The sequence below is a fragment of the Enterococcus sp. LJL51 genome (assembly GCF_054871795.1).
Genome location: NZ_JBTXLW010000004.1, coordinates 93,364 through 109,100, shown reverse-complemented (window position 1 = coordinate 109,100; position 15,737 = coordinate 93,364). Strand labels below are relative to the sequence as shown.

16 protein-coding genes are annotated in these 15,737 nt (G+C 39.4%); 6 read left to right on the top strand and 10 right to left on the bottom strand.

Annotation, left to right across the window (positions count from 1 at the left end; all coding sequences use genetic code 11):
- Positions 1–15: 15 nt before the first annotated feature.
- Positions 16–612, bottom strand: coding sequence for a TerD family protein (locus ACYSNQ_RS05820; RefSeq protein WP_426081916.1), 597 nt, complete (start codon positions 610–612; stop codon positions 16–18).
- Positions 613–858: 246 nt separating this feature from the next.
- Here ACYSNQ_RS05820 and ACYSNQ_RS05815 point away from each other — a divergent pair, with 246 nt between their 5' ends.
- The 6 genes from ACYSNQ_RS05815 to ACYSNQ_RS05790 all read left to right on the top strand — a co-directional run bounded on the left by ACYSNQ_RS05815 (position 859) and on the right by ACYSNQ_RS05790 (position 8,319).
- Complete coding sequence (locus ACYSNQ_RS05815) at positions 859–2,487, top strand: YceG family protein (protein ID WP_426081915.1); 1,629 nt, start codon at positions 859–861, stop codon at positions 2,485–2,487.
- 15 nt (positions 2,488–2,502) lie between these two features.
- Complete coding sequence (locus ACYSNQ_RS05810) at positions 2,503–3,606, top strand: toxic anion resistance protein (protein ID WP_426081914.1); 1,104 nt, start codon at positions 2,503–2,505, stop codon at positions 3,604–3,606.
- Between the two features lie 180 nt (positions 3,607–3,786).
- On the top strand, positions 3,787–5,022 hold the full coding sequence (locus ACYSNQ_RS05805) for an HpcH/HpaI aldolase/citrate lyase family protein (RefSeq protein WP_426081913.1): 1,236 nt from the start codon (positions 3,787–3,789) through the stop codon (positions 5,020–5,022).
- Positions 5,019–6,401, top strand: coding sequence for a phosphoribosyltransferase family protein (locus ACYSNQ_RS05800; RefSeq protein WP_426081912.1), 1,383 nt, complete (start codon positions 5,019–5,021; stop codon positions 6,399–6,401). The genes ACYSNQ_RS05805 and ACYSNQ_RS05800 overlap by 4 nt, the downstream gene beginning before the upstream one ends.
- Positions 6,398–7,555 (top strand): cysteine protease StiP family protein, encoded by a 1,158-nt coding sequence (locus ACYSNQ_RS05795; protein WP_426081911.1) that lies wholly within the window; start codon positions 6,398–6,400, stop codon positions 7,553–7,555. Before ACYSNQ_RS05800 ends, ACYSNQ_RS05795 begins: the two co-directional genes overlap by 4 nt.
- Positions 7,552–8,319 (top strand): HAD family hydrolase, encoded by a 768-nt coding sequence (locus ACYSNQ_RS05790; RefSeq protein ID WP_426081910.1) that lies wholly within the window; start codon positions 7,552–7,554, stop codon positions 8,317–8,319. The genes ACYSNQ_RS05795 and ACYSNQ_RS05790 overlap by 4 nt, the downstream gene beginning before the upstream one ends.
- 44 nt (positions 8,320–8,363) lie before the next feature.
- On the opposite strand, the gene ACYSNQ_RS05785 is transcribed toward ACYSNQ_RS05790, so the two are convergent.
- The 9 genes from ACYSNQ_RS05785 to ACYSNQ_RS05745 form a co-directional block, all read right to left on the bottom strand.
- Positions 8,364–9,017: a hypothetical protein gene (locus ACYSNQ_RS05785; RefSeq protein ID WP_426081909.1), complete on the bottom strand. Its 654-nt coding sequence runs from the start codon at positions 9,015–9,017 to the stop codon at positions 8,364–8,366.
- 14 nt (positions 9,018–9,031) lie between these two features.
- Positions 9,032–9,499, bottom strand: a complete 468-nt coding sequence (locus ACYSNQ_RS05780) for a hypothetical protein (protein ID WP_426081908.1) — start codon at positions 9,497–9,499, stop codon at positions 9,032–9,034.
- A gap of 223 nt (positions 9,500–9,722) precedes the next feature.
- Positions 9,723–10,385, bottom strand: a complete 663-nt coding sequence (locus ACYSNQ_RS05775) for a hypothetical protein (RefSeq protein WP_426081907.1) — start codon at positions 10,383–10,385, stop codon at positions 9,723–9,725.
- Between the two features lie 14 nt (positions 10,386–10,399).
- Positions 10,400–11,083: a hypothetical protein gene (locus ACYSNQ_RS05770; protein WP_426081906.1), complete on the bottom strand. Its 684-nt coding sequence runs from the start codon at positions 11,081–11,083 to the stop codon at positions 10,400–10,402.
- Positions 11,084–11,097: 14 nt separating this feature from the next.
- Positions 11,098–11,760, bottom strand: a complete 663-nt coding sequence (locus ACYSNQ_RS05765) for a hypothetical protein (protein WP_426081904.1) — start codon at positions 11,758–11,760, stop codon at positions 11,098–11,100.
- Between the two features lie 14 nt (positions 11,761–11,774).
- A complete protein-coding gene (locus ACYSNQ_RS05760; protein ID WP_426081903.1) occupies positions 11,775–12,437 on the bottom strand; it encodes a hypothetical protein in 663 nt (220 codons plus the stop codon).
- A 12-nt stretch (positions 12,438–12,449) separates the two neighbouring features.
- Positions 12,450–14,006, bottom strand: coding sequence for a hypothetical protein (locus ACYSNQ_RS05755; RefSeq protein WP_426081901.1), 1,557 nt, complete (start codon positions 14,004–14,006; stop codon positions 12,450–12,452).
- Entirely contained in the window at positions 14,003–14,359 is a 357-nt protein-coding gene (locus ACYSNQ_RS05750; RefSeq protein WP_426081900.1) for a DUF3958 family protein, read from the bottom strand. The genes ACYSNQ_RS05755 and ACYSNQ_RS05750 overlap by 4 nt, the downstream gene beginning before the upstream one ends.
- A complete protein-coding gene (locus tag ACYSNQ_RS05745) occupies positions 14,349–14,675 on the bottom strand; it encodes a TIGR04197 family type VII secretion effector (RefSeq protein WP_426081898.1) in 327 nt (108 codons plus the stop codon). The genes ACYSNQ_RS05750 and ACYSNQ_RS05745 overlap by 11 nt, the downstream gene beginning before the upstream one ends.
- Positions 14,676–15,737 lie beyond the last annotated feature (1,062 nt).

The following is a 15,737-nucleotide window of genomic DNA, read 5'->3' as shown; positions in this document are numbered from 1 at the left end:
CCTCCAGATTTATATTTATTTATAACGCTGCAGCATTTCAGATAGATTTGCCACATTCATCCCGCTGCCGACTGCCGCAAACTTCCATTCGTTGTCGTGGCGGTAAAGCTCACCAGCCACCAGTCCAGTCATGCCCTGATAGTTATCTGTCAGGTTGTAGCGGGCAATTTCCATACCTGAATCATCCATGATGCGGATGAAGGCATTTTTAATCATTCCGAAATCCTGTTTACGCTTATGTGCTTGATAAATGTTTACAACAAAAACCATCTTGTTGTATTTAGGACTCACTCTGCTTAGTGAAACCTTGATTACTTCGTCATCTCCGTCGCCGGCACCAGTCAGGTTATCTCCCTGGTGAACGATTGAACCATCTGTGCTCTTTAAATGACCAAAATAAACAACATCCTTTTTGTCTACGAAGCGGTCGTCTTGCAGTAGAATGACAGAGGCATCGCAGTCAATAGATGCTGGTTTAGAACCAAACAAGCCGCCAAGGAGGCCGCCGGAAGCCTGAGCTTCATCCCAGCCAAGCCCAACAGTGATATTGTTCAATGACGGGTTGGTTTTGGTCAAATCAATTTTCTGACCTTTTGATAGGTTAATTGCCATTGGTTTTTTATCTCCTTTTTCCTTAAAGTATTGTCAAAAAACAACCCATTTCTCAATCAAAATCTACCCGTAAATATCCTAAGTAAGTGTTGATTAGTTGGTATGGATTGGATATACTTTGATTATATCACATAAGACTTTCAGTGGGGTTATTTGATAAAAAAACATCAAAAAATCATGCTTAGGTTGTAGTTTTTTATAACAAAAAATGAGATAAAATGTAAAAATAGAAATGGAGTGAATGGTGTGTTGGAATTACATCCGATTCCGCAGAATCTCAACGAGATTGACTGGCAGTCAGAATTTATCACGCCTATATCACTGAGATCAGGCTTTCAAAAAACTGAAGAGACCTTAACATACCCTCAGGTTGTCGGAATCGTTTTAGGTGTTCCGCTGGATGAGTTCAGCTATGGAGAGTGGCTCTATGACGTGGTATATAATGATGAATATAAAATCCATCTTCTGGATGGGAATCTTGAAAAGCAGATAGATAATCAGATTTTTCAAGGAATTCAAAAGCTGTTCAATACACATAACGAGCAGAAAGGGTTATCGCCAAACCGGTTTGTAGCTTTTATGCAGGGGAACAATCTGTTGCCTTTGCGGGAGCATCCGGAGTATTACCGCTATCTGACCTTGAAATTTATCGATTTAATAAATATCTTTTCCGAGAACCATGGAGGCTTAATGCATCCTGATTTTCGCCGGGTAGTTGTTGACTGTATCAAATGGGGCTTTAACTATATCGATAAATGGCTGAGAGAAACAGATTTGAGCAAGGAAGTGCCTAAAGTTATCTGGTATGGGGAGATGACGAAAAGTGAACAGTATTTCCTAATTCTGCTGTACCTGTTAGGCTTTGATTTATTGATTTTCAATAGTGAAAAGGAAAATGTCTTTGCAGATGTGAAGGGTGTTAATCTATCAGTTTTTGAATACCCGAATGAGATGGACATGGAGCCGTTTCCTAAAGAAAAACCAATGCGCAAGTCTACAACTGCTAGAAAAGCAGCGATGGAGCTGAACAATATTATGAATTCTGACGGCTCGCTGCTGTTGAAGCCGTTTCAGCTCAGGGAGTATCTGCCGGAAAGCATCACACTGCAGACAACCTACGATGAGATTCGAATTATTGGAAAAGAAAAAGCCTTCATCCGTCCCAATTTTCAGGTAGAAAAAGGGGTAGTTAAAGTTCCTGTAATTTTCGCCAAGGTTCTAGGTGTGTCAACGGACAGGAAAAAGTATTGGGATGATTTTTATGAAGTTAGACGAAGTACCGAATTAGTTGAGGTAATTAAGGAATTTCCGATTAAACAGGAAATTAAAGGCAATCAGCAGTTTCATTATCAGTTTGCGGCGAAAAAAGACGGTACGCTGAATCCTGAAAAACTGATGGAAGCCAACTGGTGGCAGCACCGTCAAGTATCCAACGGGATGCAGCTGGCGTTGGCCAGCGCAATCAGCCGCTATGTAAAAAAAGCCCATTTTCTGCCTCACGGTAAAGAAACAAAAGAAGATGTTCAGATGTATCTGTTCTCTCAGGCAATGAATGTGCCGCCGTTTATTATGAAGCTGCTGCAGCAGTATGACTACGCGCAGGATATTCCCAAGATTATGATTTATAATAACGGTATGAGTGGAACATTGACGCGTTCTGATGCGGCATTATTATTGCTGCTGAACGAAATAGGTTTTGATATTGCAGTCTATAATCCAACCGGTCAGAATGATATTGAGCTCTATATTGATAATGGAAGATTTGACAGTCACTGGCTGGAGGAAGTGAACTTTGAAGAAACCTTCCAGACAAGCGGGATGGCTGCAAAAGGAAATAGTGCCCTTAAATCTATTTTCAATAAATTTAAAAAGTAGAAGGAGTCGGATAAAATGGAAAATCAAAATGAAACAGGTTTAGAGGAAGTTCAGGTAATTAATGTTGAGCAGCGTTTATCACAGGTAGAGCTGCAAAAGGCACAGCTGAAGACTGAGCCGGAGGTTATCAACATCAGTAAGAATATTGATATCAGAGATCAGATTTCAATTTTAGAATTTGGTAAAGAACCGGCAGAAGGAATTTCGCAGTTTTCTTCCCGGATTTTGAATAATATGAGTGTAGCAGAAACACAAAAGTCTACGGTTATGCTGGACAAGCTAGGCAAAATTATGGATAAATTTGAGCCGGAAGATTTTGCTGAAGAACGCAAAGGTTTGTTCAATAAAATTTTTGGTAAAGGCAAAGATTTAATGAGCCAAATTATGGCGAAGTACCAGACTATGGGCGGCGAGATTGAAGTTGTCTACACAGAAATCAAAAAGTATGAAACAAAGATGAAAAATAATGTAACGATGCTGAATCAGCTGGCAGATGAAAATATCCGCTACTACTTTGAGCTGGAAAAATACATTGCAGCCGGTGAAGTGATTGCCGACGATCTTAGAAACAATAAAATTCCTCAGCTGCAGGAGCGTGTAAACAACGGCGACCAAATGGCGGGAATTGAGCTGAGCAAAATGACTGCTGCTTTGGAAATGGTTGAGCAGCGCGTTTATGATCTGGAAATGGCGAAGCAGGTATCGCTGCAGACTGGACCGCAAATTGATATGCTGCAAAAAGGGAATGTCCGTTTGATTGGTAAAATCAATTCAGCCTTTGTGATTACGATTCCAGTATTCAAGAGTGCACTGATTCAAGCCGTTGCTGCGAAACAGCAGAAAATGACAGCAGAAGCAATGAGCGAACTGGATAACAGAACCAATGAAATGCTGATGAAAAATGCACAGAATATTTCTCAAAACAGTATTGAAATTGCGAAGCTATCTGGATCTCCAAGTATTAAGATTGAGACAATGGAACAGACTTGGAGTACAATTATGCATGGTCTGGAAGAAACAAAACAAATTGAAGCACAAAACATGGCAGAAAGAGAAGCAGGTAAGAAACGTCTGCTTGAGCTTCAACAGGATTATGAAGCGAAAAAACATAACATGTAATTGATTCGTCTTTTAAACGATTGATTCAGGAGGCCCTGCCTCCTGTTTTTTATACATACCTTCTTGTTTTCAAACAGTAAAAAGGTATTGAGTGTCTGGAAGTTGTTACATCTTCACGGGAGAGAAGAGCCGGGCAGTCATTGTTGGTTTTTAATAAAAGGAAAGAAAAGAGGAATAACTATGCGGCATTTTAATTTTTTGTCGAAAAAACAGGAGGAGGCAATTTTTTTTCAAGCTCCTCAAATCATCAAAACAAAACACAGAAACGATTATCATCAGTATACGGAAGCAGAACGGCAGCTAATCGGTCATTCTTTGGGGGCTGCTTTATATATGCCGGGAACCAGAGAAGATATCGCTAAGAACATTATTAGTGCCCGCTATTCAGCTGCGGCCTATGTATTATGCTTGGAAGACAGCATTGGCGATGTTAGTGTTGAGTTAGCGGAGCAGAATCTGATCGAGCAGCTGCAGCAGCTGGAGCTATTCATTGCACAGCTGTCTGAAGAGGAGCAAAGCAGCTTTCCGATGCTATTTGTTCGAGTAAGAACACCGGAACATTTATCATCATTTAGTAAAAAAATGAGCAGCTTGATAAAGGTCATTGATGGCTTTGCTTTACCTAAAGCAGATAACCGGAATATGGCTGCCTATTTAGAAAATCTTATCCAGGTTTCAGAGGAGAACCAGACTTGGCTCTGGGCGATGCCGATTTTGGAATCTAGAGAGTTAATGAGTAAAAGAAGTCGTGAAGAAGAGCTGAACAAGGTGTTTGAAGTCTTGACTAAGCCGGAATTTGAAGAGCGAATTCTTAATATCCGTTTAGGTGCGACTGATATGTGTGGTCTTTTTGGGCTTAGAAGAACAATCGATTCGACAATCTATGATGTATCTGTGATGAAGGATTTTATGACAGATGTGTTGAATTATTTTGCCTTAGACCGGCGCTTTGTTGTCAGCGGCTGTGTTTGGGAGTTTTTTACTAAGCGACCACGGATGATGAAGCCGTTGCTTAGAGAAACACCCTTTAAGGTTAAGCTGGGGGAAGATGGGCAGCAAATCAGAAAAGAGCTAATTACAGATGCCAATGATGGGCTAATCAGAGAAGTGATGCTGGACAAGGTTAACGGTATTAACGGTAAGACCTGTATTCATCCAACCCATATTGTGCCAATTAATAGCCAGCTGGTTGTACCGAAGGAAGAGTATTTTGATGCCAAGCATATTTGTGAAAGCAAGAACGGTCAGGTTGGTGTATTTAAAAGTGACCAGGGAAACAAGATGAATGAGGTAAAACCACATTTGCTTTGGGCTAAACAGGTACTACTTCGTGCACAGATTTACGGTGTGTTTAACGATAAAAAAGAATTTGTCGATCTATTGATCGCTGAATATTTAAGCGAGGAATCTACATGATGGAGATAAGGGAGTATCCAGTAACTGAAGGTCTAAAAGTAAAAATTACAGTTGATAAAAACCCTTTTCAGCTAAAGCCGGAAGCATTGTTTCAAATGGCAGCACGGATTAATAAAAAACGAAGTTTTCTTTTTGTCAGTCCAGTTTTAGGGAAGCACCTGCCGGTTAATCCGTCTGTCTCACTACTGATTGGCCGAGCACTGGCTCTAGTTTACAGTAGTCAAATAGACAAGTATCAATCGCTGATTCAAGAAGTGCTGAACGACCGAGCAAGGCAATCTGAATTTTCCTTTGAAGCAGCGGCACTGCCTCAGATAAGTCTTAAGCGGCCAGTCACTATTATTGGTTTTTGTGAAACTGCGACAGCGTTAGGTCATGCGTTTTTCGACAGCTTTGCTTCTTCAGCTCGTTATATTCACACGACGAGAGAAGAAATAGCTGGAAAGCAGGTATTGCTGGCATTTGAAGAAGAGCACAGCCATGCAACGGCTCATCGGGTATATGGGGATGACTCCCAGTTTTTTGCTGATGATTCCGAGGTAATTCTAGTTGATGATGAAGTAACCACCGGGAAGACAAATTTAAATATTATTCGAGATATTCTACGGGCTTTTCCTCACAAAAAGCAATTCACAATTGTTTCAATTTTAGACTGGCGAAATGAAGCGAATCAGCAAGCTTTTAGGGATTTGGAACAGGAGCTGGGAATTGTGATTCGGGAAGTTTCTCTTTTAAAGGGACAAGTGGAAGAGCTTGGTCAACCAATCGGATTAACAGATGAATCCCTGCTTACGGAAAGTAATTCCAGTAGTCTATTGTTGCAGAAGCCATTGCAGAAGAAGCTGCCGAAATTTTCAATGGAGCAGGTGTTTGATTCGTCTAAGACTGAGCAGCCCCCCTATTTAAAAGCAACCGGTCGCTTTGGATTAACTAGTGAACAGAATCAAAACGAAGCATTGGCAGTGATTGGTCAGCAGCTGCAGGCTGTTCGTGCAGGCGCTGGAAAATGTCTGGTTTTAGGCACGGGTGAATTTATGTATTTGCCAATGAAAATTGCCAGTTATATGGGCAGCAATGTGGTATTTCATACCACCACCCGCAGTCCTATTTTAAGCCGGAATGAGCAAGGCTATCCTATTTCGCAGAAACGGCAGTTTCCAAGTCCTGAGCAGCCTGGAGCCACGAACTATGTCTATGGCGTTGCAGAGGAAAAGCAGTATCAGGACATCTTTGTGTTTTTTGAGCGGGTAGTTAGTCGAGAGCATTTGAATGAACTAAATCGTATATTAGGTACTGTGAGAGGCACGAAGCTTTATTTTGTGGACCTTGTTTCCCGCAGTCTCTATCAATCTGTTATAGGGAGCGTTTTAAAAAGATGAAACCATTTATAAAAGGAAGTTATTCAGACGATGATGTGATTTTTCTACTTCAGGATATTAGTCAGTATGTGGATGAGATTGCTACACCAGAAAGAGAAGTATTAATTCAGAGCGGTACTCATTATTCAGAGATGCTGCCGGTAGAATATCAGCCAACCGCAGAATACGTAGCTTTATTTAAAGAAACCTTGAAAGAATCAGCTAGTCGAATTGCTCTGTCAGTAGGAATTGTTGCTGAACAGATTGTCAGCGAAAAAAAGAAAAATCATCAGGGTGATTTACAAAGCACATTAGCTGATTTGGTGTTGGTGAGCTTGGCAAGAGCAGGTACGCCTATAGGGGTTTTAATTAAACGCTATTTAAAGCTAGTCTATCAGGTTGATGTTCCTCATTATTCTATTTCGATTATCCGCGGCCGGGGGATCGATGAAGTTGCGCTGGATTATATTTACCAGCAATCTGAAACAGCAGATATCCAGTTTATTGACGGCTGGACAGGTAAGGGAGCAATCACTAAGGAGCTGACGGAAGCCTGTGAGCAGTATAATGAAACGCATTTCCAGCGATATCCTCTGTCTCCAAGCTTAGCCGTTTTAGCAGATACGGGCTACTGTACAACACTTTACGGAACACGAGAAGATTTTCTGATTCCCAGTGCCTGCCTGAATTCCACAGTATCAGGTCTAGTCAGCAGAACCGTGCTGAACGAGCGCTATATTAAACCGGGAGAAGTCCATGGGGCGAAATACTATCAAGAGTTTGAAGAACAGGATCTATCGAATGTGTATATTGAAATGATTATGACAGCTTACGTAGAGAACAGAGAGCAGCTTGATCAGGAAATAAAAGCAGCAGTAGCTGCTTGGAATCCGGCAGAAGTACCAAGCTGGGCAGGAATGGCAGCGATTGAACAAATCAAAGCGGATTTCAACTATGACAGTATCCATTTCATCAAGCCGGGAGTTGGCGAAACGACTCGAGTTTTGCTGCGGCGTGTCCCTGAAAAGCTGTTGATTAATCCGGAAAAAACCAATGACTTGCGTCATATTCTGATGCTGGCAAAAGAGCTTCATGTACCGATTGAGGAGTATACCAACATGCCTTACTCCTGTTGTGGATTAATTCGCCAAAAGGTTGGAGAAAAGGAAATATGAGTATAGTAGTTTTCAGTGATTTAGACGGTACCCTTCTTTTTTCAAAAAATTCACTGCCGAAATCATTGACAGTAGACCAATGCTTGGAAGCTGAAACCTATGCAAACGGCGGTCATGGCTATATGGAGAGACAGCTAGTTGACTATCTGAAGCAATGGTCAGAAAAGCACTTGTTCATTCCTGTGACTACCCGTTCTACAGAGCAGTATGAGCGTTTGTCACCTCTGCTTAAGGAACTGGCACCCGCCTTTGCTTTAACCAGCAATGGCGGAAATCTTTATCGAAGCGGGCAGTTGGATTTAAATTGGAACCAACAGATTAAAGCTGAGCTTAAACCTGAGCTGGAGAGTAACGGGGAGATTTTAAGGATCATTGAACGGTATCTTCCCCAAGACAGTATTCGGAAGGTCAAGGAAATTGATAATCTCTACTATTGTGTTCTGGTTGTCGCAAGGACTTGGGAGCCAAATCTGATTCAGCAGGTAAATGAAGAGTTGTCCAGTTATGGCTGGACCAGCTACTTTCAGCATAAGAAGCTGTATTTCCTTCCTGCAAAGCTGTCAAAGGAAGGAGCCACAGCCAAGCTAAAAGCAGAGCTGCCTGAAGGCTTATCCTTTAAAGCCCTAGGGGATACGGATATGGACCAGCCAATGTTGAAGGAGCAAAACCATCATTTGTACTTTGGAACAGACATCCAAAAACAAAGCGGTATACGGACAGCAGAGTATTCCTTTGAAGCAGTAAAGAAATTATTAGCAGAATAAAGAAGCTGTCCGATTCCCCAAATAGGAATCGGACAGCTTTTTGGTTAATCCAATGTTTTTCGCCACTCCTCACGCTTTTCTTCACGAAAGGCGAGGAGTTCTTTTATAAAGTTCTCATATTCTTCGGGAGAATCTTCATCATAATATGCTTCATGAAACTCAATGGTATCATCATCAAAAACCAGAATCAATGTCCAAAAGGCTTCACTATTACTAGTCCGTTCAGGGTCTGGCTTCACACCATAGATTCTTTTCCAATTTTGCACGTTATTATCTTCAATAATTTTTTGTATTTTTGACACGTCTTTTTTTGTTATTGTCCAATCAGGCTCGATACGTCCTATATTATTATAGGGGTATAAATTCATATTTTTATTTTTTAAATCTGCAAAGAAGTCTGGGCTATTGTAAACAGTATGCCATCCGCTTTGATCATAAACGATTTTTCGTAGTTCATTTATTGGTTTCTTTGTTTGTGTTTCAGGAAGACTGATTATATCAGTATAGGTCTCCCCGCCTTGTGATAATTTGTATTCTGGCAATTTTTCTTCAGTTGAAAAATCAACGGATGATTCAGTAGTGAACAGTTGAGAGCTGGTCGTTATTGTTGATTCTAATAATTCTGTTTTCGCACTATGATTCTCGCAGCTTATAAGGAATAATAAGGGAGCAACAATCAAGAAATCTTTCTTTTTCATACATCTCCTTGTGTTTAATCAGATTCAGTAAATTTTCGCCATTCTTCACGCTTTTCTTCACGAAAGGCGAGGAGTTCTTCATAAAACTCATGGAAATTGTCAGGAACCATGGTTCTGGAACCCGTATGCTTTTCAATGGTGTTGTCTTCAAAAACTAGTAGTACAGTCCATGGGAAGGTACCACAATCGGCAGGCGTTATGGAGTCGTTGCTTGTCGAATTTTCTGTAGTCCCGATATATTCTGATTCCCACTCTTGTATCTGATAATCTTTAAGGAGCTGTTGAAGAGTTTTAACGTCAGAGTTAGTGAGCTTCCAATCAGGTTTATACATAGCCATTGAAAAAATATCAGGATAAAGAAACATTTCTTTATTTTCTAAATCAGCAATAAAATCCTCATTTTCCCGCAAAGTCCATAATGAATTACTTTTTTTACATATAATCATTCGGATATTTTCAATAGTTTGTTTTTTTTCAGACACTGGAAGCTTTTCTAAATCTTCTATGTTATCTCCAGAATTATCATTTCTGTATATCTGTTTAGGAAAAAGTTGACTTGTTGAACTCACTGGCTGTTCTTTAACAACTATAGAGCTTGTAGTCGTAGTTAATCGGGAGTTCGCATTTTCTTTTTCACAGCCTACACAAAAGCATAGAAAAAATAGGATAAGAAAACTGTTTATAATCTTAATTAGATATTGTGTCTTAATTCGCATTTTCTTTTTGCCATTCTTGCCTTTTTTGATCTCTAAAGTCCATTAGTTTCTCATGGAGAGTGTCTAATTCTGCTGGCTCGTCAGTATCGGGAGAGTAGCCACTGTGACTTTCAATAGTGTTATCATTGAATACAAGATATAAATACCAGACACCTATATCAGCAGTAGTCGTAGGGTCTGTTGCTTCTCCATATCTTTCTTTCCAATTTTGAACGTTACAATCTTCTAAAATAGTTCTTATTTCTTCAATGTCATTAGTCGATAAGTTCGAATCGGGTTCAAATCTTTCTACTTGCCAAGGATACAAATAGAAATCTTTATTCTGTATATCAGCGACAAAGTCTCCATTGTATTCTCTTGTTTTAATAAGGGCTGGTTGTATCATGATAACCATAGAAAGGTTTGCTAAGTTTTGTTTTTCTCCTACAGAAGGCAAAGTCTCTATTTTCTCATATACTTTATATTCTTCCTCTCTTAAGACCATATCAGGAAGGGGATATATATCAGTACTTGAGGTTATTGTAAACTCCGAAGTTTGTACATTAGTACTTGAACTCGATGTAGCTACTGTGGTTTTCGACTCTTCTTTTTCCTGTCCGCATCCTCCCAATAATAAGAGAGGAAGCAGAGTTAAAATATACTTCTTATTCATAAATCTCCTTTTACTTAATCAGATTCAGTAGATTTTCGCCATTCCTCACGCTTTTCTTCACGAAAGGTGAGGAGTTCTTCATAAAACTCATGAAAATTGTCAGGAACCATGGTTCTGGAACCTGTATGCTTTTCAATGGTGTTGTCTTCAAAAACTAGTAGTACAGTCCATGGGAAGGTTCCACCATCGGCAGTAGCTGTAGAATTATTGCTTGTAGAATGTTCATCTGTCCCAATGTACTCTGTTTCCCAGTCTTGTATCTGATAGTTTTCAAGCAGCTGTAGAAGAGTTTTAACATCGGAGTCGGTAAGTTTCCAATCAGGTTCTGTTCGGTCAATTGCTCCGGGATATAGATACATCTCTTTATTTTTTAAATCAGCAATAAAATCCTCATTTTGTTCTCTAGTCCAAAGAGATAGTGTCTTTGTGCAAATAATTTTTTTAACAGATTCTAAGCTTTGTTTGAATTCGGAAACTGGTAAATTACTCAATACTCTGATGCTATTTCCGTCACTTGCAGAACGAATCTGTTCTTCTGGTAGTTGCTCTTCCGTTGGAAAAGATGATGAAGTTTCGGTAGTAAGAATTTTTGCGCTGTTATTTGTCGTAGATTCTAATGATTTTAGTTCCGTACCATTGTCCTCGCAGCCTATAAGGAATAATAAGGGAGCAACAATCAAGAAATTTTTCTTTTTCATACATCTCCTTGTATTTAATCAGATTCAGTAGATTTTCGCCATTCCTCACGCTTTTCTTCGCGAAAGGCGAGGAGTTCTTTTATAAAGTTTTCATACTCCATTGGAGAATCGTCGCCATAATATTTTTTATGGATTTGATTGGTGTCATCGTTGAAGACTAAAAGTAACGTCCAAAATGCTTCACTATTGCTAGTACGCTCAGGATCAGGCTCAGTACCATAACTTTTTTTCCAGTCTAATACATTATTATCTTCAATAATATTGTGTATTTTTGTCACATCTTTTTCTGTTAGATTCCAATCGGGTTCTATATCGCCAGTGTTTCTAAAGGGATATAAGTTCATATTTTTATTTTTTAAATCTGCAAAAAATTCTTGAGTTGTGTATATATCATACAAACCACTTTCCTTGTAAATAATTTTTCTTATATCAGTGACAGTTTTCTTTGTTTGGGACTCTGGAAGGGACAATAATTTATCATATGTTTCACCATTTCTTAAGCTGTGTTCTTCTGGCAATGTCTCATCTAGTTGAGAGCTGCTAGAAGAACGGGTAGTAAATGTCTGGAAGCTAGAGGTAGTTGCAATCTCAACTGATGAGGCTGTTTTTGTATTTCCTTGTTCACATCCGACAAGTTGCAATAAGAGAACAACGATTAAAAAATACTTTTTATTCATATATCTCCTTATGTTTAATCGGATTCAATCGATTTTCGCCATTCCTCACGCTTTTCTTCACGGAAGGCGAGGAGTTCTTTTATAAAGTTTTCATACTCCATTGGAGAATCGTCGCCATAATACTTTTTATGAATTTGATTGGTGTCATCGTTGAAGACTAAAAGTAACGTCCAAAAGGCTTCACTATTGCTAGTACGCTCAGGATCAGGCTCAGTACCATAAATTTTTTTCCAGTCCAATATATTATTGTCTTCAATAATATTGTGTATTTTTGTCACATCTTTTTCTGTTAGATTCCAATCGGGTTCTATGTCGCCTACATTCCTATAAGGATATAAGTTCATATTTTTATTCTCTAAATCTGCAAAAAATTCCTGATTTTCGTACATATCTATAAAGCCACTTTCGCTATAAACAATCTTTCTTATATCAGTAACAGTTTTTTTTGTTTGTGTTTCCGGAAGATAAAAGAGCTTGTCATAAGTTTCTCCACCACTCATTCTTTTTCTTTCAGGAAATGTTTCATCTGTGGACGTATATGTTGAAGGTTCAGTGGTGTGTTTTTGCGAACTATAAGTTGTTGTTTCTGTTAAATCTGGTTTCATATTTTCATTCTCACATCCCGTTAATAATAAAATTAATTGTAGAATTATAAATGTATAAGTTTTTTTGTTCAAAATTATGCCTCCTTATTTCATCTGATTAAGGATGGTGTCCATATGAGTGGTTGATTCAGGTAAATATTTTTGAGTTGTATCGAGTGCCTGCTCAGAAAAATGTTCTTTTACCATGTGATGACCGAAATAAGAACCAAAACCTTCAGTACCAGTTGGATGTAGAGGGGTTCCCGTACTATCGAAAAAATAGTCTTTAGTATGGCCTACATGAAATCCTTTAATATCAAAATTAGTTACTCCACTATAAATATCACCAACAAGAAAAGAGCTAGGTCTGTTTAAATATTCGTATTCATATTTATTTTGAAGAGTATCATATATATTTTTTATATCCCCTGTTAATGATTCAGCTTTGATAACTGGGTCAAGTAATACTCCCATCAATTCTTGCTTTATTGCTTGCTGATTTGAATAGTTGGAGTTCTTTAAAAGTTCATCAATTGATTGTGACAAGTTATTCTGTACATCCAGCTTATTATAATCATCTAGTGTTAGTCCATTTTCCTTATGGTATAGAGAATAATAACCTGATAAACCCTTATCTCTCCCGTAATAAAAATCGATTGCATGGCCCAGCTCATGAAAGAAAATCCAATATTTTCCTTGTCCACCTCTATTAAAGCGATCCCCATTCAAATCAAATTTTAAATCTTGTGTGCCATCAGCATACCAACTGAAAACTCCAGCCTTTGGTTTATAAATTGTATCAGTAATGGAGAGTCGATCTAAATACCGCAAACACAATGTCCGATAAGGTTCTTCGGCGGTATACATCATGTGCTTGATTTCTACCTGTGCTAGAAAATCGACAGGAGATAAAAATTTATCGGTTTTTTGAGCGTGTTCAGGATGCTCCATATCGTATAAAAGAACCTCATTAATTTTATCGATTAAATCAGAACGTTCCTTTTTCAACTGTCGAACCTGCTGCATTTTATGGACTTTCTTGACCCAATCCATACTTGATCCGGAGGGTTTTTGGAAGGTTCCTGTTGCAGCATTCCAAGAGCTGTTTGAAGCAGCCGCTCCTTGATTGACAGCGCTGGTTAGCTCGCTGATTTCAGCGAAGAGGGCTGGAGAGCTGGCGTGGAATTCCAACAGCTTTTCCAATTTATTCTCCAATTCAGTTTTGGCATCTTCCAGACCATTAATGACTTTCTGATTAGCATTTAATTGCCTCAGCTTCATATTATCCCCAATGTCCTTGGATTCAATAGAAATTCGAATGGCATTATACGCATTTATTTCATTATTCAGGCGCTGGATTTTTTCTTCCAGCTCTGAGGATTTCAAGTCACCGCTGTCCACACTAAGATATTTGTTTGGGAAGGATTTGCAGGCTTCTGCGACAGCCTCGGACAATAGACGTCCTCCTTGAAGCAGTGGTAGAATTACCGCTTGAAACATGTCTTTTGCTGAGGTATAGGCAGCTGCTTCTAAAATCTGGTCTGCCGCAAAGCTGGCAGCCGCTTTTTGCACTGCTTCATAGCCCTGCTGGTGGGCAGTACCCATGGCTTGAACATCTGCTGACTGTGTACGGGCAGGTCCTAGATACATATCAATACTCATTCGTTTTCGTCCTCCGTGTCCATTTCTACTTTTCTTTTTTCATAGTAGAGTTTATCTAATCGTTCTTGGGCTTGGGTCTGTTCCTGCTTCAAGGCTTCCTGACCATCCTCCAAATCCTCAAGAATATGGTGCTGCTCTTGTCTAAAATCAGTATGAAGGTCTTCAAAGAGTAAAGCAAAATCATTTTGATGAAAGCTTTCCCTCAGCTCTTCGAAAAGCCGGCTGGAGGAATGGAATTGCTCCAGATAATCTTCTTGCAGCTCTTCCAGCTGCCGTCCAGCAGCATCTAGCTCATCCTGTTTTTCATATAAGATTCGTTCTTCACGTTCTAACTGTTCCTGCTTAGAAATCAAGCTTAATTCCTCCTGATGCTGGTCTAGATTCTGGTTTGGGAAGGGAGCCGAAAACGGTATTTTTTATTGCCCGATCTTTGGCATCAAATTCTGCGGCTACGCTTTGCAGATTGGCAGCCGCATTGCCAATGGCTGAGCTGACCTGAGTAACTGCCTGCTGTGCAGCGTGAATAGCCTCTTTTGCACTGTCATTCCCAGCGACCGTCGTTTGCCCATCCTGATTGATTGAAGTTGATGTGTTTAATACATCTAGAGCACTCAATAATTCAGAAGCCAACTGTTGGGCGACCTGTGTGTTGCTGTTTATCTTTGCCATAATTATTTTCTCCTTTTTGCGATTTTGTTTGAAAAGCTCTATGCGATTTAAGGAAGCTCAGAAATGAAATGTAGTTTATGGATGTAATAACAAGTTAGCTTTATTTCCTACTTCCCGAGCAAACGATGTCTTAAAAGCTGCAGCCTCGGTGATAAGTCAAATCACACTAAAAACTTTAGGTAGGTAGTAGTTAACAGCTACTCGATTCCTCCAAGCGTTTCTTGTCAATTTTCGGATATCCCGTCATATTGCCGAAGAAGTTGCTCCTGCGATTACTCGTCGCAGTCAAGTGCTTTGCGAGTGCTCCTGCGATACTCGTCGCAGTTAAGTGCCCGTGTGTGTTACTGTCTCACCCTTTATGCGGAGTTAAGCATGCTAAAAGTATGGGGATCTAGTTCTGTCCATCCTCTGATGCTGCACAGCACCCAGTTGGTTTTCAAGACAAAACATTTCCGATAGAACCTTGATTAGCCCCATAAAAAAATCTTGCGAAAGCGCTCAAACATATTTAGCTAATAAAAAAAAGTATAACATTAAAAAAATATATATTCTACACTTGAAAGGTTGAATTTCCTACGTTTGGTCGCTTTTACGAATTTTTGAAATAGAAAAAAAGAGCCATGACGGATGGGTGTCATCGCTGCTAAAAAAAACAAGTAATGTTATTTTGTAAATGCTCTTTTAGGTGAATGGGACATTACTCAATGAGACCTATCTCAACCCACATGAAATCCGAAAAAACGTTGGAGCAGGGACACATCCAGTATTGAGTAGCTATGAGAGCATGGGGACTGTTCCTAAATAGCTGTGTAATCTACGTACAACTTTTAGGGCACACTTCATGCTTTGAGATAGCAGAGAATCACGAACTGTTGAAAGTAATGACAACAACTTTTGTAATGTTCTAACTTGACTCTCCAAGGAGGAAGTATGGCGTAATCAATTTTTTTAGAGCCTGTCTGAAAACGCTAGCGGTAAATATTTCTGAGATTGTTACGGAACCTGTCGGCAGAAAAACGCACTTATGTCTCACATAGGCGGTGTCTTCTTTCTTAATTCCAT